This is a genomic window from Spirosoma panaciterrae DSM 21099 (assembly GCF_000374025.1).
Classification (GTDB): Bacteria; Bacteroidota; Bacteroidia; order Cytophagales; family Spirosomataceae; genus Spirosoma; species Spirosoma panaciterrae.
Genome location: NZ_KB893228.1, coordinates 182,737 through 207,614, shown reverse-complemented (window position 1 = coordinate 207,614; position 24,878 = coordinate 182,737). Strand labels below are relative to the sequence as shown.

The 24,878-nt window shown below is 49.8% G+C and carries 23 protein-coding genes and 1 pseudogene; 7 read left to right on the top strand and 17 right to left on the bottom strand.

Going from position 1 to position 24,878, the window contains the following annotated elements; translation table 11 throughout:
• Positions 1-54 precede the first annotated feature (54 nt).
• Together B153_RS0130360 and B153_RS0130355 are read right to left on the bottom strand one after the other, a co-directional pair.
• Positions 55-1,533: a DUF1501 domain-containing protein gene (locus tag B153_RS0130360; protein WP_020600523.1), complete on the bottom strand. Its 1,479-nt coding sequence runs from the start codon at positions 1,531-1,533 to the stop codon at positions 55-57.
• Positions 1,530-4,280 carry a DUF1553 domain-containing protein gene (locus tag B153_RS0130355; RefSeq protein ID WP_020600522.1) on the bottom strand — a complete coding sequence of 917 codons (2,751 nt, stop codon included), beginning with the start codon at positions 4,278-4,280 and terminating at the stop codon, positions 1,530-1,532. The genes B153_RS0130360 and B153_RS0130355 overlap by 4 nt, the downstream gene beginning before the upstream one ends.
• A 238-nt stretch (positions 4,281-4,518) precedes the next feature.
• On the opposite strand from B153_RS0130355, the gene B153_RS0130350 reads away from it, so the two are divergent.
• The 6 genes from B153_RS0130350 to B153_RS0130325 all read left to right on the top strand — a co-directional run bounded on the left by B153_RS0130350 (position 4,519) and on the right by B153_RS0130325 (position 9,152).
• Positions 4,519-5,499: a type I phosphomannose isomerase catalytic subunit gene (locus tag B153_RS0130350; protein WP_020600521.1), complete on the top strand. Its 981-nt coding sequence runs from the start codon at positions 4,519-4,521 to the stop codon at positions 5,497-5,499.
• Positions 5,500-5,611: 112 nt separating this feature from the next.
• Complete coding sequence (locus B153_RS0130345) at positions 5,612-5,938, top strand: L-rhamnose mutarotase (RefSeq protein WP_020600520.1); 327 nt, start codon at positions 5,612-5,614, stop codon at positions 5,936-5,938.
• 201 nt (positions 5,939-6,139) lie between these two features.
• Entirely contained in the window at positions 6,140-6,628 is a 489-nt protein-coding gene (locus B153_RS0130340; RefSeq protein WP_020600519.1) for a hypothetical protein, read from the top strand.
• Complete coding sequence (locus B153_RS0130335; RefSeq protein WP_020600518.1) at positions 6,606-6,806, top strand: helix-turn-helix transcriptional regulator; 201 nt, start codon at positions 6,606-6,608, stop codon at positions 6,804-6,806. The genes B153_RS0130340 and B153_RS0130335 overlap by 23 nt, the downstream gene beginning before the upstream one ends.
• Before the next feature lie 62 nt (positions 6,807-6,868).
• On the top strand, positions 6,869-7,603 hold the full coding sequence (locus B153_RS0130330; RefSeq protein ID WP_020600517.1) for an ABC transporter ATP-binding protein: 735 nt from the start codon (positions 6,869-6,871) through the stop codon (positions 7,601-7,603).
• On the top strand, positions 7,596-9,152 hold the full coding sequence (locus B153_RS0130325; RefSeq protein ID WP_020600516.1) for an ABC transporter permease/substrate-binding protein: 1,557 nt from the start codon (positions 7,596-7,598) through the stop codon (positions 9,150-9,152). Before B153_RS0130330 ends, B153_RS0130325 begins: the two co-directional genes overlap by 8 nt.
• Positions 9,153-9,512: 360 nt before the next feature.
• On the opposite strand, the gene B153_RS0130315 is transcribed toward B153_RS0130325, so the two are convergent.
• The 6 genes and pseudogenes from B153_RS0130315 to B153_RS0130290 all read right to left on the bottom strand — a co-directional run bounded on the left by B153_RS0130315 (position 9,513) and on the right by B153_RS0130290 (position 15,469).
• Entirely contained in the window at positions 9,513-10,406 is an 894-nt protein-coding gene (locus B153_RS0130315; RefSeq protein WP_020600515.1) for a flavin reductase family protein, read from the bottom strand.
• A pseudogene (fahA, locus tag B153_RS0130310) lies at positions 10,403-11,596 on the bottom strand (fumarylacetoacetase); the annotation flags it as partial. The gene B153_RS0130315 and the pseudogene fahA, both read right to left, overlap by 4 nt.
• A 69-nt stretch (positions 11,597-11,665) precedes the next feature.
• Positions 11,666-12,103: a MarR family winged helix-turn-helix transcriptional regulator gene (locus tag B153_RS0130305; RefSeq protein WP_020600513.1), complete on the bottom strand. Its 438-nt coding sequence runs from the start codon at positions 12,101-12,103 to the stop codon at positions 11,666-11,668.
• Between the two features lie 114 nt (positions 12,104-12,217).
• The gene (gene phhA, locus B153_RS0130300; RefSeq protein ID WP_020600512.1) at positions 12,218-12,943 is read right to left on the bottom strand and encodes a phenylalanine 4-monooxygenase; all 726 of its coding nucleotides are present in this window, start codon (positions 12,941-12,943) and stop codon (positions 12,218-12,220) included.
• A 101-nt stretch (positions 12,944-13,044) separates the two neighbouring features.
• Positions 13,045-14,184, bottom strand: coding sequence for a 4-hydroxyphenylpyruvate dioxygenase (hppD, locus tag B153_RS0130295; RefSeq protein ID WP_020600511.1), 1,140 nt, complete (start codon positions 14,182-14,184; stop codon positions 13,045-13,047).
• A gap of 127 nt (positions 14,185-14,311) precedes the next feature.
• Positions 14,312-15,469: a homogentisate 1,2-dioxygenase gene (locus tag B153_RS0130290; RefSeq protein ID WP_020600510.1), complete on the bottom strand. Its 1,158-nt coding sequence runs from the start codon at positions 15,467-15,469 to the stop codon at positions 14,312-14,314.
• Between the two features lie 306 nt (positions 15,470-15,775).
• On the opposite strand from B153_RS0130290, the gene B153_RS0130285 reads away from it, so the two are divergent.
• The gene (locus B153_RS0130285) at positions 15,776-16,681 is read left to right on the top strand and encodes a nucleotidyltransferase family protein (RefSeq protein WP_020600509.1); all 906 of its coding nucleotides are present in this window, start codon (positions 15,776-15,778) and stop codon (positions 16,679-16,681) included.
• A gap of 82 nt (positions 16,682-16,763) precedes the next feature.
• Here B153_RS0130285 and B153_RS0130280 read toward each other — a convergent pair whose 3' ends face one another.
• The 9 genes from B153_RS0130280 to nusB all read right to left on the bottom strand — a co-directional run bounded on the left by B153_RS0130280 (position 16,764) and on the right by nusB (position 24,681).
• Positions 16,764-18,125 (bottom strand): OmpA family protein, encoded by a 1,362-nt coding sequence (locus B153_RS0130280; protein WP_020600508.1) that lies wholly within the window; start codon positions 18,123-18,125, stop codon positions 16,764-16,766.
• 254 nt (positions 18,126-18,379) lie between these two features.
• Positions 18,380-18,952 carry a DUF4136 domain-containing protein gene (locus B153_RS0130275; RefSeq protein WP_026262569.1) on the bottom strand — a complete coding sequence of 191 codons (573 nt, stop codon included), beginning with the start codon at positions 18,950-18,952 and terminating at the stop codon, positions 18,380-18,382.
• A gap of 76 nt (positions 18,953-19,028) precedes the next feature.
• Positions 19,029-20,693 (bottom strand): amidase, encoded by a 1,665-nt coding sequence (locus B153_RS0130270; protein WP_020600506.1) that lies wholly within the window; start codon positions 20,691-20,693, stop codon positions 19,029-19,031.
• A 51-nt stretch (positions 20,694-20,744) separates the two neighbouring features.
• Positions 20,745-21,353 carry a dephospho-CoA kinase gene (coaE, locus tag B153_RS0130265; protein ID WP_020600505.1) on the bottom strand — a complete coding sequence of 203 codons (609 nt, stop codon included), beginning with the start codon at positions 21,351-21,353 and terminating at the stop codon, positions 20,745-20,747.
• 52 nt (positions 21,354-21,405) lie between these two features.
• Positions 21,406-22,128 carry a YbbR-like domain-containing protein gene (locus B153_RS36215; RefSeq protein ID WP_020600504.1) on the bottom strand — a complete coding sequence of 241 codons (723 nt, stop codon included), beginning with the start codon at positions 22,126-22,128 and terminating at the stop codon, positions 21,406-21,408.
• A 114-nt stretch (positions 22,129-22,242) separates the two neighbouring features.
• Positions 22,243-22,563 carry a preprotein translocase subunit YajC gene (gene yajC, locus B153_RS0130255; protein ID WP_020600503.1) on the bottom strand — a complete coding sequence of 107 codons (321 nt, stop codon included), beginning with the start codon at positions 22,561-22,563 and terminating at the stop codon, positions 22,243-22,245.
• A gap of 16 nt (positions 22,564-22,579) precedes the next feature.
• Positions 22,580-23,032, bottom strand: coding sequence for a DUF1573 domain-containing protein (locus B153_RS0130250; RefSeq protein ID WP_020600502.1), 453 nt, complete (start codon positions 23,030-23,032; stop codon positions 22,580-22,582).
• Positions 23,033-23,126: 94 nt separating this feature from the next.
• Positions 23,127-23,429, bottom strand: a complete 303-nt coding sequence (locus B153_RS0130245) for a YtxH domain-containing protein (RefSeq protein WP_020600501.1) — start codon at positions 23,427-23,429, stop codon at positions 23,127-23,129.
• A 115-nt stretch (positions 23,430-23,544) separates the two neighbouring features.
• Entirely contained in the window at positions 23,545-24,681 is a 1,137-nt protein-coding gene (nusB, locus tag B153_RS0130240) for a transcription antitermination factor NusB (protein ID WP_020600500.1), read from the bottom strand.
• Positions 24,682-24,878 lie beyond the last annotated feature (197 nt).

Sequence of the window (24,878 nt, the reverse complement as noted above, 5' to 3'; positions counted from 1 at the left end):
ATGAGCGGATACAGGTATAATCCTGATAATTATCAGTGCAGGTGTACGGTCAGGTTAGGCAAGAATGTCGTGAATAACTTTACCGTGAACATCAGTGAGCCGGAAGTTGCGGCCCTGGAAAGGGAACGTGAATTTTTCGTGATCGAAACCGAGTACATGCAGGATCGTGGCCTGTAGGTCGTGAATGTGGGTTTTATTGCGAACACCGTAATAGCCAATTTCGTCGGTTTCGCCATGAGAATAACCGGCTTTAATACCACCACCCGCCATCCACATCGTAAAAGCATCGATATGATGATCACGCCCTTTGAAGGGGGAATCGTTGTCCCCTGCCCGATTCTCCATCATAGGGGTACGCCCAAATTCTCCACCCCAGACCACCAGCGTATCGTCGAGTAGACCGCGCTGTTTCAGATCCTGAATCAAAGCTGTAACGGGCTTGTCGATAACTTGAATATTACGGCGCAGACCGTCGCCAACACCACTTCCTGCGTCGGTGCCGTGCGAGTCCCAGCGCCGATCAAAAAGCTGGACGAATCGGACGCCTTTTTCGAGCAGTTTGCGGGCCAGCAGACAGTTGTTGGCAAAGGATGCTTCGCCCGGTTTGGCACCGTACCAGTCCTGTACCCATTGGGGCTCATCGGTAATGTCCATCGTTTCGGGTACTTCCGATTGCATACGGTAAGCCAGTTCATACTGCGAAATCCGGCTCAGGATTTCGGGGTCACCAATTTCCTGATGTTCCAGTTCGTTGATCTGGTTGATGACCTCGATGGATTTTTTGCGAAGGCTATCGCTGACTTCCGCCGGGTTTTTGATGTAGAGTACGGGTTCGCCCATCGATCGGCATTGTACGCCCTGATACACTGTAGGCAGGAAGCCGCTTCCCCAAACGGATTTTCCCGCGCTGGGTTCCTGACCTGATACCAGCACCACATAGCCCGGCAAGTTCTGGTTTTCGGACCCTAGACCGTACGTGACCCATGCGCCCAGACTGGGGCGACCTAACCGTGGACTACCCGTATGCATAAACAACTGAGCAGGCGCATGATTGAACTCGTCGGTATGCATGGCCTTCAGAAATGTAAGCTCATCGACGATCTTGGGCCAGTGCTGGAAATAATCGGAAAGCCAGGCTCCCGATTGACCATGCTGCTCAAAACAGGACTGAGGCCCCAGCATTTTCGGAACCCCTTTGATGAACGCAAACCGTTTTCCTTCCAGCAATGATGGAGGGCAGAGCTGCCCATCCAGCTTAGCCAGTTCAGGTTTATAATCAAATAACTCCAGTTGTGACGGTGCGCCCTCCATGTGCATAAACAATACCCGCTTCGCTTTGGGCGACTGGATAGGGCTCAGTGGTTTCAACGGGTTGTCGTTGGTTGTTTGTGGACTTCCGAACCCACAACTTTCCAGCATCGACAGCATCGCCAGCGAGCCTAAACCCGACGTGCACTGTTTCAGAAAATGCCGTCGGGTGTTGAACGTGGCCTGATTCAATACGGCCTCATCGAAGAGGGTGAGTCGTTTCATTTGGTTAGTGTTTCGTCCAGGTTCAACAGTACATTCGCCACCATCGATAGCGCACCAAACTCAGGGGTTTGCGTTGATGGGAGGGTTTTGGAGTGCTTTTTTTGCGTATTCAGATGAAGAGCGTCCGTATAGAATTTTTCCAGCAAGGTCAGTTTTTCGTCCGACGGTTTACGGTACATCACCTGCTGATAGCCCGCCGTAAGCTTCTGGGGTAAATTGCCCTTTTGCCGACTCATAAACGAAGCCAGCCCATGAGCCGCTTCCGTATAGACTGTGTCGTTGAGCGTAATCAGCGCCTGTAAAGGGGTGTTGGTCCGCACCCGTCGGGATACGCACAGATTTCGCTGGGGCGTATCGAAGGTAACCATAGATGGGTACGGGTTGGTCCGCTGCCAGAACGTATACAAGGCTCTACGATGGCGATTGTCGGGTTTTTCCTCTTTCCAGGAGCCATTCGTTGGGTTAAAGGGCCGGACACTGGGACCGTATAGTTTATCGTTGAGCAGACCACTGACAGCCAGCGCCTGATCGCGGATTTGCTCGGCTGTCAGGCGAACCCGGGGGCCACGCGCCAGAAGCAGATTGCGCGGGTCTTTTTTCTGAAGTTCGGGCGAAACCAGGGCCGACTGCCGATAAGTAGCTGAAAGCACCATATCGCGCAACAGCTTTTTAACACTCCATTTGTACTCATCCTGAAACCGAACGGCCAGCCAATCGAGCAATTCCGGGTGAGTAGGCTTAGCGCCCATCGTTCCGAAATCTTCCAGAGTTTCGACCAGACCATACCCGAAAAGCTGCTCCCAAAACCGATTCACCATCACCCGTGCCGTAAGCGGATTGTCGCGACCAACCAGCCAGTGGGCCATTTGCAGCCGATTTTCCATCGGTTGAGTAGCCGCCCGACGAATCGAATGCGGCACATCGGGATTGACTGGTTTGCCTTTGGTGAGCCAGTTGCCCCGGATAAATACACTCGTTTTACGGCTCCGGCTGATTGGCCGTTCGAGAATCACGGGGGTCGAAATGGCGGGTACGGCAGCTAATGAATCGACTAGCTGGTGAAGTTCGGGGTTGTGATCGATGGGGGCATTGGCAACGCCCAGTTGTAGCCAGTCGACGTGGAGCAGGTCGCTTCGGAACTCTTTATCCTTGCGGAACACGACAAACAGCGCGTGCCGACCAGTCGTTTTTTGGACAGGTGCGCGAAAGGTGCCAAACGTTTTCCATTTGTACCAGGCTCCCGGATCGCCCTCCTGCGTGGCGGGTACGTGTGCGCGACTGATGAGCAGTCCATCAGGCCGGTCGAGATGCAGTTCAACAAAAGAGGGGAATGACGTCGTGTAGCGATAGGTAACACTAGACACGTTGGTTAAATCCACATCATTATACATGCAGAAGGCCCCTTCGGTCGTCTGCATAATAGTGGTCTGGTTGTCGTACAGTTCAATGTGGCGGCTGGTGCTGTCGAAATCCTCAGCCTCTATTTTCCGGTAACCAAGCTGGCTCAGTAAGTCCTGACGCTGTAGATTCAGATTTAACGACGGGTTGGCTGGCTTGATGGTCGGAGAGCTGGACCGCGTATTGATCCAGGCCATGAGCTGTTTTACTTTTTGCTCGTTTTCGGGCGTAAAGGTGTACAGTTTGGGTTTTTCGTTATACAGATCGGCATCCTGACTGTTGTTGAAGTACGCAAAAAACTTATAAAATTCCTCTTGCCGAATGGGATCGTAAGGGTGGCTGTGGCATTGTACGCAAGCCATTGTAGTGCCCTGCCATACTTCCCAGGTTGTACTGACCCGATCGATCAGGGCCATATTTCGGAATTCTTCGTCATTGGTACCACCCTCGTCGTTCGACATGGTATTGCGGTGAAACGCCGTTGCGATCAGGTGGTTATCGGCGGCTAAGGGAGTATGGGCAGGAAGCAGATCGCCCGCCAGTTGGTCAATCGTAAACTGATCGAACGGCATATCCTGATTGAAGGCCCGGATGACCCAGTCGCGGTAAAGCCAGATGCTGCGTTCAAGGTCTTTTTCATACCCCTTCGAGTCGGCATAACGGGCCAGATCGAGCCACATGGATGCCCAGCGTTCGCCAAAACGGGGTGATTGAATGAGCTTATCGACCAGTTTTTCGTAGGCATTTGGGGCGTTGTCTTTTAAAAAATCAGCCGCTTCCTGAGCCGTGGGGGACAAGCCTGTCAAATCCAGGCTCACCCGGCGCAGAAGGGTAGCTTTATCGGCTTCGGGCGAGGGACTAAGCCCTTCCTGCTGCAGGCGGTCATAAACGAAGCGATCAATCCCGTTTTTTGCAAAGGAATCACCTGTGTTGGGCGGGGTTATGCTCCGGTCGGGGGGGATATAGGCCCAGTGGTCTTCCCATTCGGCTCCCTGATCGATCCAGGTGCGAATCAGATCGACTTCCTGCTTTGTCAGGGGCTCATGCTCAAGCGGCATCCGTAGTTCGGGGTCATCGATCACCAGCCGTCTGACTAGTTCCGATTCGTCGGCATGGCCTGGCACAATGGCGTATTTACCTGACTTCGCTTTGCCTAATGCATCTTCCCGAAACAACAGACTAAAGCCGCCACTTTGCTTGATGCCGCCATGGCAGGTAATGCATTTGGCGTTGAAAATCGGGCGAATATGCTGGTTATAGCTAATCTTCTCGGACGAGAAAAGTCCGCGTAAGGTAAAGGCTGCTAGCAGAAGAGCCCCCAGAATACCAACCAACCAATAGGGTTTCATGCCGTTATTAAAATGTTCGCTTCGGCCTGAACACCAAAGCGGCTGTTTGCTAATAGGGTAAGATACGGTGATTCAGATGCTTATTGTCTGTTTCTAATAAACGAGTCAGGGTGACTTATCTACCTGTTAATAGATAAATTTTTGCCTCATGGAGGGCCTAATTGCCCTCAACCAACAAATGCTGTACCTTGGCGGTTAATTATTCGGTTTATCATAGTTTATTCATCAATCGCTACTCATGTTGTATCCGCTAACCTTCGAAACCATTTTTAAAGACAAAATATGGGGTGGACAGAAAATTAAAACCATACTTGACAAAGACTTTGCGCCACTGCCCAATTGTGGCGAAACCTGGGAAGTATCGGATGTGGAGGGGAATGAGTCAATTGTCAAAGAAGGTAGCTTACAGGGAAAATCGCTGCATGAGCTGGTAGAGCAGTACAAGGAAAAACTGGTTGGCGAGCATGTATATGCCCAGTATGGAAACCGTTTTCCACTACTGATCAAATTTATCGATGCCAACGACGATCTGTCGATTCAGGTGCATCCAGACGATGCCTTGGCGAAGGAGCGGGGAACGGGCTTCGGCAAAACCGAGATGTGGTACATCATGCAGGCTGACACAGGGGCCAGGCTGAACTCTGGTTTCAATCGCGAAGTCACGAAAGACGAGTATGTAAAAGCCGTTGCGGACAACACGATTCAGGACCTGCTTAATATCGAAACCGCTCAGCCGGGCGATGTATTTTTCCTGCCGGCAGGTCGGGTTCACTACATTGGTAAGGGGCTATTACTGGCCGAAATCCAGCAGACCTCTGATACAACCTACCGGATTTATGACTTCGACCGGGTGGATGCCACAACCGGGCAAAAGCGCGAACTTCATACCGAACAGGCGGTCGATGCAATTGATTACCACTACTATGGGCAATACAAAACCCAGTATGACAAGAAACTAAACGAAAGTGTCAACGCCGTTAAGAGTGACTATTTCGTAACGAACGTGCTGAATTTCAATCAGGAAGTGGCGCACGATTACACCCACATTGACTCGTTCGTTATCCTGATCTGCGTAGGCGGGGGCTTAACCATCGAAACGACGGGGGGCTACAGTGTATCGCTCAAAATGGGCCAGTGCGCCCTGATTCCGGCTTCCATCAACCAGGTAACTCTCGTCCCCGACGGTGACATGACCGTTCTGGAAACCTACGTGCCGTAAGTCTGAACCGGGATTTTTATGATTTTTGTGACTGACTTTGATTTGGTTAGCTAAGCTTTCTTCGAAAGCATCATCAAAGTCGGTCAGTTTAATCACAAAAATCCCGGTTCCGATGCGTTATTGCCTTGCCCTTGATCTGAAAGACGATCCCTCGCTGATTGCTGAATACGAACAATATCATGAACGTCTCCGGCCTGAAATAGAAGCCAGTATTCGCGAGTCGGGCATTACCGACATGGAGATTTACCGGATTGGGAATCGGTTGTTCATGATTATGGAAACCGACGAAACGTTCTCCTTCGAAGCCAAAGCCGCAGCCGATGCGACTAATCCCAAGGTGCAGGAGTGGGAAGCGCTGATGTGGACCTATCAGCAAGCCCTGCCGATGGCTAAGCCCGGCGAAAAATGGGTACTCATGGATCAGATTTTCAAGCTGTAAATTATTCGTGATTATCTAAAGCTTCTTTTTTGTCAGGCTGACGCATTGTAGCTGCCGAAGATGCTTCCTTTGTCAGCATGACAAACACGTCCCTATTTTGGCTCACTTGGCAAAAGTTCACATAGTTTAGAATGTAAAGTTTGTTTTACAATATGGAAAATGTATTTTACGTTTGTGGTGTAAAACAAACTTTACATACTGATGAAAACAAAATGGCTTTTTCCGCATTCGTACCGCCTGATTGGCTGGTTCATTTTTGTGCCATCGGCACTTCTCGGGCTGGCGGCTCTGTATGGTAATTTTGATGTTATTTCTTTGATTGAAGCACTATTCAGAAAGAAGAGTCTGGTTCAGGAAAAAAGCCTTAGCCTGAATGCTTTCTTTAATAGTGATAATATGACTGATGAAATAGCCGCCATTGGGGTTATCGTCGGGCTGATATTCATTGCTTTCTCGCGTGAGGAGGTTGAAGACGAAATGATTAGTCAGCTTCGGCTCGAAGCCTTGCAGTGGAGCGTTTACGCCAACTATATTATTTTGGCTATTGCTATTCTCGTGTTCTATGATGGTGCCTTCTTTACCGTCATGATTTATAATATGTTTACCGTTTTGCTGGTATTCATCATTCGTTTTCGCTGGCTCATGTTCGGCAATACCCTCTTACGTTATGAAAAACCGACTGAAAGTTGAACGGGCCGAACAGAGTCTGTCGCAGGCCGATCTGGCTGATCGAATTGGCGTAAGTAGGCAAACGATCAACTCCATTGAGGCTGGCCGTTACGTTCCGTCGACCATATTGGCCCTGAAGCTGGCGCAGGTTTTCGGTAAGCCGGTTGAGTATATCTTTATGCTCGAAGAAACGGATTAGCTTCCATTTTTGTGTCTTCAATAAAGTATACGATAAACCTGGGCAAGGAATAACTGTGCTAGATGATTGAAATACGAAACCTCACCAAGCGTTTTGCGTCATACACGGCTGTTTTTGATCTCTCGCTCACCATTGCGCAGGGCGAAACACTGGTGTTGTTAGGCACCAGCGGATGCGGTAAAACCACTACGCTCAAAATGGTCAATCGCCTGATTGAGCCTACCAGCGGTTCGATCCGGGTAGACGGAGTCGATGTCATGAAACAGGCTGCTTTCGAGCTTCGGCGACGGATCGGTTATGTTATTCAGGATGGAGGCTTGTTTCCGCATTATACCGTTGCGGAAGCGATTGCTACAGTGCCTAAATTACTTGACTGGGGGCCAGAGATGATTCGGGAACGCACTAATGAACTTATCAATAAACTGCGATTGCCACAAACGCTATTGGCCCGATACCCTGCCGAGTTGAGTGGTGGGCAGCGCCAGCGGGTTGGTCTGGCCAGGGCATTGGCTGTCCGACCGTCTATCGTACTGATGGATGAGCCATTTGGGGCACTTGATCCATTTACACGTCGGCAGGTTCGTCGGGAGTTGTTCGGACTGAACGAGTTGCGGGAAACGACCGTAGTGCTTGTTACCCACGATGTAAGCGAAGCACTGGAATTGGCGGATCGCATCGCCCTGATGGATGCTGGTCGGATTGTACAGGTAGCCACGCCCGATGCGTTACTGACATCACCTGCTTCGGATTTTGTTCGGGATTTTCTGGACGATAAACCCCACCGGCTGCATGACTGATTTCTTGACGTTTGTTCGGGAGCATGCCGATAAATTGCTGGAGCAAACCTTAACGCATATCGGACTGACGGCGGTTTCATTACTGCTTGCACTCTTGTTGGGTGTACCGCTGGGGATTCTGATTTCGCGTCGCTCGCGATTAGCCGGTAGTGTGTTGGGTATTGCCGGAGTGTTGCAAACGGTGCCTAGCGTGGCTTTACTTGGCTTCCTGATTCCGGTTTTAGGCATTGGCGTGGGCCCGGCTCTGATGGCTCTTTTCCTGTATGCATTACTGCCCATTATCCGAAATACCTATGTAGGTATTACAGAAGTAGATGCATCTGTTAAAGAAGCAGCCCGGGGCATTGGGATGACCAATCGTCAGGTGTTGACGAAGGTGGAGTTGCCGCTGGCCCTGCCCGTGATTTTTGCGGGTGTTCGTACCGCAACGGTGATTAATGTAGGTGTAGCGACACTGGCGGCCTACGTCGCTGCGGGTGGCCTGGGCGAGTTCATTTTTAGCGGTATTGCGCTCAGTAACGTAAATATGATGATGGCGGGGGCTATTCCGGCGGCCTTGCTTGCCATTGGCTTCGATGTTGCCCTGGCCTCGTTACAACGACTGTCGGTACGGAAACTACGCATAGGGGCAGTGGCTTTTATTGCGCTGATGCCATTTCTATCGGCTTTTTACTGGTTACCCATTCAGCAGGATAAGTTGATAGCTGGTTTTGCGCATGAGTTTTACGGCCGTGCCGATGGCTACCCCGGTTTGCAGAAGACCTATGGCCTAAATCTACATCCCCGATTGATTGACCAGAACCTGATGTATGAAGCCATTCGTAGTGGACAGGTCGACATCATTAGTGGGTACTCGACCGATGGCCGTATTCAGGCGTTTGATTTGCTGGTTCTGGCCGATAATCGACACGCATTTCCGCCATACGATGCAGCGCCTATGGTTCGGCAAGTGACGTTGAATCGTTTTCCAGAGTTGGGTCAGACCCTGAATCTGCTGGCTGGGAAATTGACGGATTCGGTCATGACAGCTCTGAATTATCAGGTCGATTATGAAAAGCAGTCGCCCGAATCGGTAGCTCGTACTTTTTTAACGCGAGTTGGTTTGTATAAACGGCCAGAGCCGCGCCAACGCTCTGAAACTGTAGTGATGGGGTCGAAAGTGTTTACGGAGCAATACATTCTGGCTGAAATCTACCGCCAGTTGATCGAAGGGCAGACTTCGTTGCGGGTCGTTACTAAAACGGGACTTGGAGGCACGCAAATCTGTTTTGATGCCTTGCGGACGGGAGCCATCGATTTCTACCCAGAATATACGGGTACGGGGCTATTGGTAATTCTACAACCATCTGCGCATACCCTGGCAAATCTGTCCATGCAATCTGATTCGATATATGATTACGTACAGCATCAATTTCATCAGCAGTATCAACTGAACTGGCTGAAACCGCTAGGGTTTAACAACAGTTATTGCCTGATGATGCGACGAGATCAGGCAAAGCAGTTAGGAATTAAGACGATTGAAGATTTGGTGAATTATATGGAACGATGAGAATACCACATGTTGCAAGCGGGCTATCTGGTTTATCTATTTCCATATGTATCCTTTTATGGGGATGTGATTGTGTGCAAATCGCAAAAGGTGTCGTTCTGGAAAAAGTTCTGCGGCAGCCTATTGCGGATGTTCAAGTGAGCAAATTACCTGACACGGATCAGCCACAGCATTCCCAACCTAGTAACTCAACAGACTCTTTGGGCGGTTTCAGAGTCCATTTTCTGGATGGTGGACTCTTCAGATGCCCTTGTTTACAACTAAGCTTTTCTAAAAAAGGGTACGTTACTCAGAAAAGCGTGTTTAGAGCTGTTAGCCAGCAGGATACAGTCTATCTGGAGAAGGTCAAATGATTCGACTTTAAATCGCCAGTAGCGTTAGCCAGGCTTCTTTAACGTTATTATCCGCTAATAACTTTTTTGCTCGAAGGTGAAGTAAGTCCGGTAGGTATTGGCAACCGTATCGCGCTTCGTCAAATATGTCGTTCAGAATTCCGGACTCCTTATAAGCACTAATTTCCTCCGGCGTCGGGAGGGTTGAAAAGCTACCCAATTTTCCCAGATCGTTCCCCGATAGAATGGTACTGTTTCGGATCGAAGCCGGAATCGTATCGACCCCAATCCCTACTTTCGGGCGAGCTACTTCAAATACCGCATCGCCCTGCGCCCGAGCATACCAATCCGCGCCCATGCGTCCAATCAGATCAATACGATGAGGATCGATAAGACCTTTTTCATCAAAAATTGCTTCCTGAAAATGAGCCATGACAATTTCGCAGATGACCAGATGGCCTGCTCCAGGCGAATCGGCTGCCCGTTGGTTCATCGGAATAATCTGCCGGACCAGGCATTCATACGAAGCAGGTGATTCGGCCACGCGGGGTGGTCGAACCCGATCTGAAGGAATGGCCGTAAAGCCCCCTTTTTCAAATTCGTTGATGCCCCGTTCAAATTCAGCACTCGTCAGCGACATCTGTTCCACCATGGCATAGTTGACAATGTTGATCACCACTTCACCAACTTCTTCCAGGTTGAGGAGTGTGTGTTTTTTATGCCCGTGTCGGTTAATAGTCGGAATGAAAATCAGCGTCGGTGGGTTGTAGCCGGCAATGTTGAAAAAACTGAATGGACTCAGATTGATATTCCCGTGCGCATCAACCGTACTGGCAAACGCAATGGGCCGTGGCCCCACGGTACCAATCATGTATCGATAAAACTCATTTGGGGCCAAATCGGCTGGATTGACGGTTCTCATGAATAGATTTTGCCTTCTACTTCCCCAAACTCAAGGGCACTACGCTTAGTTCGTCCCTTTGCCCGAAACGTTACCCGATCGCCATCGTCCAGAAAGGTTCTGGTTACTGTTTTAGCTATATGCAATGGGCGTTCACCGTTCCAGCTTAGTTCAAGTAGGGAGCCGTAGCTGCCGGGTGTATCGCCTGAAATAGTACCTGTAGCCAGTACATCGCCCACGTTCAGGTTACAGCCGCCAGCCGTGTGATGAGCGATCATCTGCGCAAAACTCCAGTAGAGATAGCGCGTATTGGTCTGACTGATACAGATGTGTTCACCATCATCAGGTTGTAGCCAAACCTCCAGGTCAAGATCGAAATGAGCCGGATTATCGCTATGCAGATAGGGTAGGGGTGTTGGGTTCTGGGTTGGTCCTGCAACACGAAACGGTTCTAAATCTTCAAAGGGAACCACCCAGGCCGACAAGCTCGAGGCAAAGTTTTTTCCCAGAAATGGCCCCAGCGGTTGGTATTCCCACCGTTGAATGTCGCGGGCCGACCAGTCGTTGAAGAGTGTCACGCCAAAAATATAGTCTTCGGCATCGGTTATTGGTATGGGGTTGCCCAATGGATTCGACTTACCAATAATTAGCCCTAGTTCCAGTTCAAAATCCAGCTTCTGCGAGGGGCCAAAAACAGGTTGCCTGCTCTCATTCAAAAACTGCCCACTGGGTCGGCGAATGGGGGTGCCGGATACCACGATGGATGACGCCCGACCGTGGTAAGCGACGGGCAGATGCCTGTAGTTGGGTAGTAACGGATCGGCATTGGGCCGGAACATGCGCCCCACGTTTTCGGCATGATGAATACCCGCATAAAAATCGGTATAGTCGCCAATACGGACAGGCAGATGCATCTGTACCCGCGACAGGTGGATAAATACCTGATCATGAACCTCAGCGAAGGTATTCGTGTCGTTGGCAAGAAGTTCAGTTAAACGCTGGTGAACGGCCAGGTGAACAGGCTTTCCTAAGGCAATGAAATCGTTCAGTACAGACTGTGCAAATACGGCCGGATCAAGGGCTAATCCATCAAAATACCCTAGTAGTCCAACCACTTCCAGGTCGAGCACATAATTGCCGTGTTTGAACCCGACACGGGGCGAAGCAATGCCATAGCTGAAGATGCCGTACATAAGGTGAACGAGTTGGAAAGGGACGAAGGAAGATAGAGACGAAAGGGAAACAAGTAACCTTCATTTCCTATGTCCATCCCTTTTTCCTCAGTCGCTAATGTTACTGTAAATCGAATCCATAATTCGGACGAAGTGTTGGTAATCCTCGTCGCTCAGGTCGCCCCAGCCTTTGCGTCGCATGGCCGATACAACAGGCAATACTTCGTGGTATTTGGCTTCTCCAGCCTCGGTCAGGTACACCAGAAATTTTCGCCGATCAGTATCCGTCATGCGTCGTTCGGTAAGCCCTTTTTGCGAAAGCAAGTCAATAATTCGGGTAACCGTCGGGGCGTCTTTGGTGGTCATTTCCGAAATCGTATTCTGGCTGATGCCCGGGTTTCGATAAAGATGGTCAATCACAACCCACTGATCGACAGTTAGATCGAAGCCTGCATCGTTGAATTGTTTTTGCAGGGCGTTTCGAATCTTCTTAATTGTGGTGTCAATCTTAAAAAAATAAGCACGCGTATCAGATGGATGCGTCATTGGGAAAAGTCATGGCTTGGCGTCATTAGGTAGTCAGGGCAAGTCATTTGTTGCTTATAAACGCGAATATGACCTCAATGACCTTCTACTGACGCGAAGCTACTGACAATAAACTTAACTCACTAGCAGTGCCTCCAGTACCGATTCAATTTGCGGTATAGAATGATAAAGCTGGTCATACGAGTCAATGACGAAATATTGCTCCTGAAAATGGTCGATGATATACGGTGTTTTGAGCAGTACTTCAACATCATACAGAACGCGTTTGGGTACAGGGCTATACAAGCTGTACGTGGTTTCACCCATCGACGACAGAATACCCCCGCCGTAAATCCGCAATTCATGGCCTTCCTGAATTAACCCGAATTCGACCGTATACCAGTATAACCGCGAAATCATGGCAATGGCTTCTTCGCTGTCAATATGGTGTAAGGCTATTCGGCTAAGGGCGGCCAGAAAATCGCAGAAAGCCTGGTTCGACAGCATCGGTACATGCCCAAATGTGTCATGAAACATATCGGGTTCGGGCAGGTACGCCAACTGGTCCTGACGACGAAGCCAGGTCGTTGCCGGGAAATTCCGATTTGCCATCAGTTCAAAAAATTCCCGATTCGGAATCAGTCCGTCTACAGCACAAACCCGCCAGCCCGTCAAGAGTTTCAGCCGTGGGTTCAGGTCCTGCTCAAAATCAGGGATACGGTCGGCCCGAAAGCCTGTCGCAACAATTCCGTCCAGATAAGCCTGGCTTGCCTTACCGGGCAATTGGGCCATTTGCCGCTCGAACAGCAACCGCCAAACGGCCTGATCGTCGGGAGTATAGTGGGAATAGGTCTGGTTCATGGTCAATGATTGAATGAGTGAATGATAGAATGATTGAATGATTGAATGGCTAGCGTAAGCTTTTCTATTCAATCATTCTATCATTCACTCATTGATAATTTCTAAAGTGTCCCCCGTAAGGCTTGTTCGCGTTCGATGGCTTCAAAGAGGGCTTTGAAATTGCCTTTTCCGAATGAACGCGCTCCTTTGCGCTGAATGATTTCGAAAAAAAGCGTAGGGCGAGGGCAAATGGGTTTCGTGAAAATCTGCAACAGGTACCCTTCGTCGTCGCGGTCGACCAGAATGCCGAGCGGGCGTAGCGTATCCATTGCTTCATCAATTGCCCCTACTCGCTCAGACAGATCGTCGTAATAGGTATCGGGTACGCTCAGGAACTCGACCCCCCGTTGACGCAGCGCCAGCACCGTTTCTACAATATTGTCGGTCGCTACGGCAATATGCTGTACGCCGGGCCCACCGTAAAAATCCAGGTATTCTTCAATCTGGGACTTTTTCTTGCCTTCGGCCGGTTCATTGATCGGGAATTTTACACGACCATTGCCATTGCTCATTACTTTGCTCATCAGGGCCGTATACTCCGTCGAAATGTCTTTGTCGTCGAACGAAACGAGTTGCTGAAAACCCATGACATCGTGGTAAAATTTCATCCACACATTCATCTCATGCCAGCCTACGTTTCCAACCATATGGTCTACGTACTTCAGGCCCACGTCGCTGGGGTGATAGTCGGGCTGCCAGAGTTCATAGCCCGGCAGGAATACGCCTTTGTAGTCGTTTCGTTCGACAAAAACATGGATTGTATCGCCATACGTATGAATGCCCGATCGCACCACGTAGCCCCTATCGTCTTGCTCGCGTGTGGGCTGCATATAGGGTTTCGCGCCCCGGCGAATGGTTTCGTTGAAGGCACGCGTTGCATCATCGACCCATAAAGCGACCACCCGTACCCCATCGCCATGCTGGTCAATGTGACGACCTATGTCGCTATCAGCATGGAGGGGAGAGGTGAGTACAAGCCGAATTTTTCCCTGTTGTACTACATATGATTCACGGTCGCGTAGCCCTGTTGCCAGACCCGCATGGGCAACGGGCTGAAAGCCAAAAGCCGTCTGAAAATAGTGGGCCGATTGGCGGGCGTTGCCCACGTATAATTCAAGATAATCTGTCCCGTTGAGGGGTAAAAAATCCTCCTGATTAGTTGAGGAAATAGGTTGGTTTTCTACGAGTTCGAGCGTTTCCATACGGGTTTGTTGATGTTGTGTGTAGAGACGCGACCCTTCGCGTCTCATATGCGCCAGCAATTGGTTAACGTTAGTAAACCCTTTGGCGTAAGAGCCATCCGGTCAGGAGACGCGAAGGGTCGCGTCTCTACAGCCAGGATTTATAATACTTTCCATCGTCGATCAGGAGCGCCTGTTCGGTCAGCATGAGAGGACGGAACGTATCGACCATGACGGCATATTCCTGCGTTTCTTTCTTGCCAATGCTTCGTTCCATAGCACCCGGAGCCGGACCATGCGGAATACCGCCGGGATGTAAGGTGATATGCCCCTGAGCGATGTCGTTTCGACTCATAAAATCACCATCGACATAATATATGACCTCATCGGAGTCGATGTTCGAGTGGTTGTAGGGAGCCGGGATTGCCAGCGGATGATAATCGAACAGCCGGGGAACAAACGAACAGACGACAAACGAATCGGTCTGGAAGGTCTGATGCACCGGAGGGGGTTGGTGAACACGGCCCGTAATGGGCTCGAAGTTGAAAATGGAAAGACCATAAGGGTAATTGTAGCCATCCCAGCCAACTACATCGAAGGGGTGCGACGCGTACACCAGCGAATGAATGGCTCCCTGCTTTTTGATCTTGATCAGAAAGTCACCCGTTTCATCGTACGTTTCAAGATCGCATGGCCGCACAATGTCCCGTTCACAGAAGGGAGCGTGTTCGAGCAACTGACCAAAATGATTCCGATATCGTTTGGGTGTATAGATCGGCGAATGCGACTCGACATACAACAACCTGTTCGCATCCGTATCGAACTCGATCTGGTAAATCATACCCCGTGGAATAACCAGATAGTCGCCATACTGAAACGGTACGGTTCCCAGTAAAGTCCGCAAGCGGCCAGAGCCCTTATGAACAAACAGGAGTTCGTCGGAATCGGCATTTTTGTAGAAGTAGCTGGTAAGTGATTGACGGGGAGCCGCCAAACCAAAAATCAGATCGTTGTTGACCAGCAGCGGAATTCGGCTTTCCAGAAAATCATCGGCTGGTTTGAGGTTGAAGCCAATCAACTTTCGGGAGAGCATATTTTTTTCGACGGCCAGTTTTGGGGTTACGTCAACGCTGTCCAGCACTTCCCGCACCATGGTTGGACGATGCACCTCATAGAGCAGGGACGACATGCCTTCAAAACCGATCGTTCCGAACAATTGCTCATAATAAAAGCCTTGCCCATTCGGCTTCGTAAACTGCGTGTGCCGTTTGGGAGGTATCTGGCCGAGGGTATGGTAAAAAGGCATGGTTTAGATGGCTTGTAATTAATTGCTTTGACAATTGTTGTTTAGCATACAATTATAACGACAACTTTTGTAAATGGTATATTGTTTAGAAAAATTTCTATTAAATGGTGTTATATTGGATAAAATAGGCTGGAGTCCAGTTTAGATGTTGGTACATATCCCTTTTTCCTAATTTTGGGCTAAACTCATTTATAAAAGGACTATAACACAGAGATACACAGATATCAAGGCGGTACACAGCGACCTTTAGGAGCCTTTTTATCGCTGCGTTAAATCCTTTTCTCAAAAGATAACTAACGACTAAAAATGCAACCTACGCTTTTGATTCTGGCGGCTGGTATGGGTAGCCGCTATGGAGGTATCAAACAACTTGATCAGTTTGGGCCGAACGGCGAAACCATCATTGATTATTCACTTTTCGATGCAATTCGGGCTGGTTTCGGCAAGGTTGTGTTTATAATTCGGGAAGAACTTCGTCAGGATTTTGAAGAGGTTTTTGGAGCGAAGCTGGCTGGTAAAATCGAAATAGATTATGCCATTCAGGCTCTTGATTCTTATGTGCCTGCTGAGCTGGGACCTGTTAAGCGTACCAAACCCTGGGGAACGGGCCACGCTATGCTGTGTGCTAAAAACCATACGCAAACTCCCTTTGCGGTGATTAATGCCGATGATTTTTATGGCCTCGAAGCGTTCCAGCTTATCAGCGACTTCCTGAAAACAGATACGGATGATGAGCTTCATGCCATGGTAGGCTACGAAGTCAAAAATACACTTTCCGAAAATGGGTCAGTATCGCGCGGGGTCTGCGAAGTAGCTGAAAATGGGAACCTTATTTCGGTGATCGAACGGACAAAAATTTACGAAACCGAGAATGGCGAAAAGAGAATTGTGTTTGAAGAAGCCGATGGCGTCACCCCACTGTCGCCCGAGACCCCTGTTTCGATGAACTTCTGGGGGTTCAAGCCGAGTGTGTTTCCGCTGGTGCAGCACCAGTTTGAAAGCTATGCCCTTGCCAACATCGACTCCCCCAAAGCCGAATTTTATATCCCGACGGTAATGACGAACCTGATCGAAACCAATACGGGTCACTGTAAAGTATTTCGCAGTCGGTCGGCCTGGTTTGGGGTGACCTACCCCGACGATAAGCCAACGGTGCAGAGCGCTTTAAAGAAACTGCACGATGAAGGGGCTTACCCAGCCAAACTTTGGTAGACTTGGGTATAGGGCTATACACTAAAGAAGCCGAAAGTGGATCCACTTTCGGCTTCTTTAGTGTATAGTTGGCCTCTGGATTTTATTTCTGCGTCACACGGATCGCAATCCGTCGATTTTCGACCCGGCCTGCCGGTGTGTCGTTCGACGCTACCGGATGTTCGGGGCCATACCCTTCGGCAGTTAGCCGCGCTTGGTCGATACCCTGTCGGACCAGCTCACCCATAACGGAATTGGCCCGCTCCTGCGACAATTTTTTGTTAAGCGCTATACTTCCCGTATTATCGGTATAGCCGCCAAGTTTAATGTGTACGTTTGGGTATTCTTTCAGGATCGCAACAATATTGGTAAGCTGCTCCTGCGATTCGGGGCGAAGGGTCGATTTGCCTGTGTCGAATAATAAACGGTCAAAATTGAACCAGGTTGTTTTGTCGATGGGCTTACTCTTGTCTTCAATAAACTGAATGAGCTTATTCTCTATACCTAATTCGGGGATGTTCAGTTCGAGGCCCGATGGTAGTTTGCGTTTGGCGAAGGTGCCGAGTTTGGCGGTGGCATCTTTGAAGGCCTGCGCTGCGGAGTCGAGTGTGGCGCCTGCCGAATCGGTAGCTGCCTGTATGGTAGAAGCCGTACTGTCAACAACAGCTTCAATCGGATTATCAACTGGTTTTTCTTCTTTATTACAGGAGCGAAGTACAAAAAACAGGGCCAATGCACCCAGCGCTAACAATAGCCAGGGAAGCCAGCGATTTCCGCCCGAATATGCCTCCTCATCTTCCGCATACGCTGGGTAAGACGACTGCGAACGCACAATCGGCTCCTGGCTGACCGCCCCGGGATTGTTGGCCAGGCGGCTTAGTAAGCCCAGACCGGGGATAGCTGCCAGGAGCGAGCCCAGACCCGATGGAAATGCCGACTCAACGTGGCTTGTCTGGCTCTTGAGTAGCGCGGCCAGTCCGGAAACGCCAGCACCGTCGCCAGCCGATTTTTGGCCCAGAAGGCTCAGTAAAACCGGCCCGGCTATATTCAGTATCGAAGAGGCCGACGATTGTTTTACGCCACTATATGCAGCTAATGCGTTCGTAACCGGGCTCGTTTTTTCACCAAAAATGCTTTGGGTAATGCGGGCACCCAGAGCCAGAAGGTTGCTGGATGGATCGCTTTTTGCCAATATATTACTTAAGTTGTGCAGAAGATCGTCGGCAGGGGTAAGCCCTTTACTGGTTACCTGATTTGGCGTCATCAGTTCGCCAATCAGATGCATAATGGTACTGGTACCACCAGACTCCGATGATTTTTGAGCTAAGCCACCCAGGAGTGAAGGTAAAGCGCCTTCAACTGTTTTCTGAGTATTCCGCTGAGTTTCGCCCAGCATGTTGCTTATCTGGCCGACAAGATCATTATCAAAATAACTCGTTGCTACTTCTAACAGATTTACAGGCATAGTGAATGTAGGTTAAGTATGAAGTCATTAACGACGATAAGCAACATCTTAGCTAGCTGTAAACGAGGTTTCTGCGCCCAACCGCTTTGATACGCAGTTAGACGCTCTAAGTTGTTTTCGTCACTGTATCACCGGACCGTTATGGGTAGATAGTGGACAACGCTCACAGCGTGAGCCCGCTATAGGCACAAAAAAACCTGCTGTTTTCCGGATCGTCCGGCCAACAGCAGGTTTTAGAAAGAGTAGGTGATTGGTTAACTCGTCCGCTCGGGAAATTTCTCAACAATTCGTTCCGCTTCTTTAGTAAGCTGAGCTGTGATACGGGATGGATCAGCTACGGCATTTTGTACAGAGCCACGCCAGACCAATTTGTGGGTACGGGCATCAACCATGTCGACGACTAGTGTACCGGCCTGGTATTGCTCTTGTGTGTACTGGGTTCCACCCCAACCCCACCAGCCAGGTCCCCAGCCACGGTAACCCCATCGGCCCCAGCCCAGGTAAGGGCCATAGAACGGCGATGTTGAATTCGCAACCGTACGGGTTTTGTTTTCGACAAAGAAATGGTAGCCAATAATTAAGTCGGGCTGTGAATTATTCTCTGTCAGGCCTTTCTGCCGCAACACATCGCTCATCGTATTTTCGACGCTTTCTGTGGCTAGCTGGTTATAGTAAAGTGGATTTTGCCCGGCCCTCACGTCGGAGTCCATCCAGGCAAACGTTTTGTATTTGCTGAAGTCTACCCGACTATTGCTATCCACCGCCACGCGGGGAGAGCAGCCGAAAGCAGCAGCTACTATGCTTAAAACTATCAATAACCGTTTCATAACGCTGTTCATTAAGTATGTCTATAAACTTAAACGAACTGTATTCGGAAAGGTTTGCTTTGTAAAGGCTCTCCTGTTAGAGAACGGGGTGCTTTTTATGCCACTGGGTTGCGTCCTGGTACGCCTTCGCAACGGCCAGTACTTTGCCCTCTTCAAAGAGCTGCCCCATGAAGGTGATGCTGGTAGGCATATTTTGTTTGGTAAACCCGTTAGGAAGTACTACACAAGGATGCCCCGTCAGGTTGGTCAGGGTTAGATTGCCGCCCGCATAGGCTGGCGATACATATACATCCAGTTTAGCTGATTTTAACTGAGCCGCCATTTCATTGATGAGTTTGGTTCGGGCGCGGTTGGCCTGGATGTATTCAACGGCAGGGACAAAGCGCGACGAACGAAACGAGTTGGGCCAGGCATTCTTGGTTTGGCGGGTCAGCAAATCGTCACGGCCCGATCGGGTTAGTTCATCGAATGCTGCCGCTGCTTCCACGCCCAGCAAAAACGAAATGCGATTGGCCGGTACACTCGTTGGCAAGTCAAATGGGATCAGTTCGGCACCCAGATGGCGCAGGGCTTGCAGCGTAAGCGAATCATTGGCTCGATTGGGATAATTGCTTTCAAAGGCTTTTTTGACATAGCCGATGCGCATACCTTTCAACGTAGCCAGAGGAGCATACCGGAAAGGGGCTGCCACAACCGTTGGGTCGGCTCCATCGGGGCCATAAATTGCGTTAAAAACCAGTGCGCAATCTTCTACCGACCGGGTGATCGGTCCGATTTTATCCATGCTCCAGCTTAAAGCCATAGCGCCATGACGGCTGACGCGCCCAAAGGTCGGACGGAGCCCCGTGGTGCCGCAAATTGTGGAGGGTGAGACTATGGACCCCAAGGTTTCGGTACCAATGGCAAAAGGCAGCAGACCTGCCGATACACTGGAAGCCGAACCTGCCGACGAACCACTGGAGCCGGTAGTGGGATTCCAGGGGTTACGCGTCATGCCGCCATACCACACGTCGCCCATAGCCAGGGCCCCCAAGGTCATTTTAGCACATAGTACGGCGCCTGCTTCTTCCAGTTTTCGGATCACGGTGGCGTCCATGTCGATTGTCTGGTCTTTGTATGGATTGGCGCCCCAGGTCGTTTTATAGCCTTTGGTAGCCAACAGGTCTTTGGCTCCATACGGAATCCCATGCAATGGCCCCCGATATTTTCCTGCTTTTAGTTCAGCATCCGCCCGTTTGGCCTGGGCCATTGCCAGTTCGTCGGTGGTGGTAATCAGGCAGTGCAGCTTCGGGTCGTAGGTTTTGAGCCGATTCAGGAAAAACTGCGTAAGCTCAACGGACGAGATCTGTTTGGTACGGATCAACTGGCTTAATTGACTAACGGTATAAAAGGCCAGTTCATCGCGATTTTTGGGTAAAGTAACGGTATTCTGTGCCGAGGCTTTGAACGACGAAGGGCCGGCTGGCATCATGAAGCCAGCTGGTAATGGATTGAAATAAAGGGCTGGAGCGATGTCGTTGGGTAAGTCAATCTTTCGCAGGGCTTCATAATTCTGCCGGGCGTTGTTCAGATTGTCGAGCATCGAATCGCGCTCGGCGGGGGTAAATTCCAGATCGAAAATGCGGGAAGCCACTTCGACCATATCGGACGTAATGGGTTTTTTAGGATCGTTGCTGGCTATGAAAGCACCGAGCAGAAAGCTACCGGCACAACTGGCAAAGAGGAGGAAACGTTGTTTCATTCGATTGGGCTATTGATGAGTGATAGCCCACAAATTACAGCCGAAAGGGCATTAATTGGCGGCAAGGCGCAAAAATTCCTCATGAAGACGGACGATCTGCGGAAGCAGCAACTGGCTTTCGTCGTTTTCAAGAATATAATCGGCAATTTTCAGCCGTTCTTCATCGCTGATCTGCCGGGCAATAATGTTCTGAATTTCGTTTTCCGATCGGTGCGGGTCGCGTTTTCGTATCCGTTCGATACGCAGTAAAACGGAGGCCTGAACCACCACCACTTTGTCGAGGGAGTTATTATCGCCAGCCGCTTTCATCAAAGCCGCTTCTTTGATGACATACGGTTTACCCGTCTGCTGGTTTATCCAGGAAGCTGTATCGGCAAAAACGCGGGGGTGAATCACGGCATTGAGTGCCGACAGGCGTTCGGGAGCGCCAAACACCTGCGAAGCTACCCAGGCTCTATTGTACTGTCCCGTTGTGCTGTAAGCTTCCGGGCCAAGTACGCGCTTAATATCCGCTTTCAGAATGGGGTCATGCTCGGTGAGCCATTTGGCACGTTCATCGGCTTCGTAGATCGGGATGCCCAAGGCCCGGAATACCTGGCAAACGGTGCTTTTACCAGAGCCAATACCTCCCGTAACACCTATTTGAAGAGGTCGTTTCATAAAGAGCGAAAGAGCGAAAAATCGAACGAGCAGAAGGCTGGCGTATCCAGTTTCACTTTTTCACTTTTTCGCCATTAAGTTTTAATTGTGGTGATAGCAGTTCGCCGACCTCAAAGCTAACGGCCACACGATCGGCACTGGTATGCAGGAGTGGATGACGAAGTTGATTCAGCGGAACCTCTTCATCGTAGTTGTCCGAAATCCGTTTTCGGGGAATTTTTACCCACAAGGTATCGGGCAGCCCGCGTACCAGTTTGCCAGGCCCATTGACTTCAATACTTCGGGGGGTCAGGTTGATAACACTGGTTACCACAAAGGGCGGTACCATATTGATGTGCAGACTATCGGCTTTTAACGGAATGGTTTTGGTCATTCGCCGATCAAAGTGAACATCAAGCTTATCCGATACAACGTAATTGACGTGGAGCTTTTTGATATGCTCAGCCAAAGCTGCCGTCAGCAAAGACATATTGATGGCAGTGGCCTGTAGTGGGGCCTTAATGGTATAAGTTATGGGTTCGACCCGGAAAGGCAACCAGGCATGCCGCAAGAGCCCCCATCCATCGCTCGATACATTGACCCGTACTGTTTTGGGTAACGGGGTGGTTGGTATGTAGAGCGAATCGTTATAAAGGAACTGCACCGGATATTCTACGTTCAGCGTATACCCCGGTTTATTTAGCGCACTCAGGAACCAGAACAAGGTTGCGGCCAGCAGGCAAAGCAGCAACTTTGTTGGCTGAAATGATTTGGTATCGGGTGCGTGTGTATTCACGGAGTTTGTGAAGTACGTATGAGGTTCAAGGAGTGCAATGGGCTCGGGTCCACTTCGCCAGACACATCAAGGCACTCCTTGAACCCCTATACTTTGTACGGAAAATGTACGAAATTACTTTTTCTCTTCGGCCGGTTTTACGCTGGCTTCCCGGGAGATCGAGGTGCGTTCGAATACTAGTTTTGTACCTTTATCGACTTCGAGCGTAACGGTGGCAGCTTCTACCGAAACAACTTTGCCGTGCAGACCTCCGATGGTGACCACATTATCACCTTTCTTAAGGTTATCGATAAACGACTTTTGATCTTTCTGCTTCTTTTGCTGGGGGCGAATCATAAAGAAGTAGAAAATACCGATAATACCCACCCAGAGCAACACATTGTAAATCATGGATGTGTTGGTGCCGGCCGGAGCGTCTAATAAAATTGAAAGCATGGTTTTGTTCGGTTAGTTACGATTTTTTGGTGGAGTCTGGTTTCGGATTGACCATGGCTTTAAATTGAAGGTCTGTCATGGCGGGTTCCGTGTTGGCAAAGATGGTGATGGTTTTGTTCTGCTCACCCATTTTACCCCGACTATTGAAACGAACGCGTACCGACGACTTTTCGCCTGGTGCTACCGGCTGGCGGGGCCATTCGGGTGTCGTACATCCGCAGGAAGCCGTGATGTTGTTGATAATCAGTGGGAATTCACCTGTGTTGGTGAACGTAAAAACGTGGTCGACGGTATCGCCTTCGGTAAGCGTACCAAAATCATAGATGCCTTTCTCGGCAAAAGTAATCCTGGGCATTTTGTCGGAAGCGATTTCTTTGGAAGCTTCCCCTTGCTTTCGATTGTCGCAGCTCATTTGCCCAAACCCAACGCCAACCGTAATGGCTACAAACAGCCAACTTCTGAGGTACATAATTAAAAAGTTATCCACGTTGTAAAGGTATACAGTTCGTTTGGAAGTTGAGAAACCTGACAACCCGATAGCCGTATACCTTACAAGTTAGCTTTTACGCGTTCTGTTGCTTAATCTGGGCCATCAGCCGATCAACATCTTCCAGTAAGCGCTCCGCTTTTTCGCGGGCATCGTTTACGACGCGCTGGCCCTCGTTTTTCGAGGAATTTTCGGGTTGATCGCTTGAGCCTCCTAAATCCTGGAGCAATGCGTTGATCTGCTCTCTGTATTTCGACAATCGGAACGAGAGCCGATCGCGAGTGATTTTGCCTTTGTCGGGCGCATACAACAAGCCAAACAACGACCCGACAGCTATACCTGTCACTAAAAACGTTAAGTCACGACCAAGTCTATTCATTTCTGTGGAGTTTTCGGGTGTACGGTTTAGAGGTTTCTGTTGTCAGTGGATTGATGCCTAACTACCGACCACCGTCGAAGCAGAAAACCGTAAACCATAAACGCATAACCATAAACTATTTATTGTCCAATAAGCCTCGTCCACTTTTGCGCAAATGACCAGACGCCTGTAACTTTTCGGATAAATTGTCTAAAATTCCATTGACAAACTTACCGCTTTTAGGCGTACTATAGGCCTTTGCCAGCTCAATATATTCATTAATCGTTACTTTAACTGGAATGTTTGGAAAACTGAGTAACTCACAAACCGCCAGTTTTAATATGATTTTATCGATCATCGCTACCCGTTCCATGTCCCAGTTCTGAAGCTGTTCGGCAAGGAGTTGCTCATACTCAGCGTCGTTCTCCAGCGATTTCTGAAACAGTGTATTCAGGAAAAACTCATCCTCTTCCCAATCGTCGGTCAGTGGTTCGAGCTGTAATCCTGTGGCGCTTTGTACCGATTTCAAGGTACGAATGGCTAAACCCCGGACCACTTCGCTGTTTTCGGTCCAGCTCAGGTCAATTTCGGCCAGGTGATCCCGGATTGTATCGTGCTTGAATATAAGCGTTCGCAGCACGTATTGTGCCAATGCCTGATCTTCGTCGGGGGTGTGCGTTTGCTGGCTGCAATAAGCCCGGTAGGTATCATCCGTTTTCAAAGCTTCACGCAGGGCTTTGCGCACAAACGGCTGGTCGTCGGCCCAGGAAATATTGTGCCGAAGGACTTCATTTTTCAAGGGCTGATGGCTGGCTAATGCCTGCACAACCGTATTGTCGGCCAGATCCGACTCAAATGGGAACGGGGTCTCATCAGGGTCACGGTAAGGGCGTTCGCGGTCGATACGGGCAGCGCGGCCCAGCTCGGGTAGCAGCAGCATCACCCGCAGGTAATCGTCGTAGATACCATTCACCTGAGTGATCATCAGTTGAGCCATATGCTGACGATCTTTCTTCGTCCGGCTTTGGTAAAAGACGAACCCATCGTTGGCAGCTTTCAGCACTTGTCGGGGAGCATCATCGTCCTGGGCAGCCTGATTGGTTTTAATGGCTTCTTCAAAAAGGGCGCTGGCCAGTTTTCGGTAGCCTTCGAGTTGCCGCTTGTTTTGCGGCTCCATCGAGTTTAGGTCGGGTTGGAAGAGATCGTTTATGCCGTCGAGGGCTAATTGCTGATTGGAAAATTCGGCCTGCCGAAGCGCATATAACGCCTGCATGACCTTTATTCGGAGTAGTCGCCTGTTGAGCATCCGCCTAAAACTTAAATTCTACCGATATTTTAAAGAACTGAATATGGGTACAAAAGTACGACTTTTTTAGGCACAGAGCAAGGGGTAGTCAGGGTGGGGCATAGGGTATGGGGGTAGGGGCATGGGGTTGCTTGCGTATCCGTCTTGCCCACACCCCTATCCCT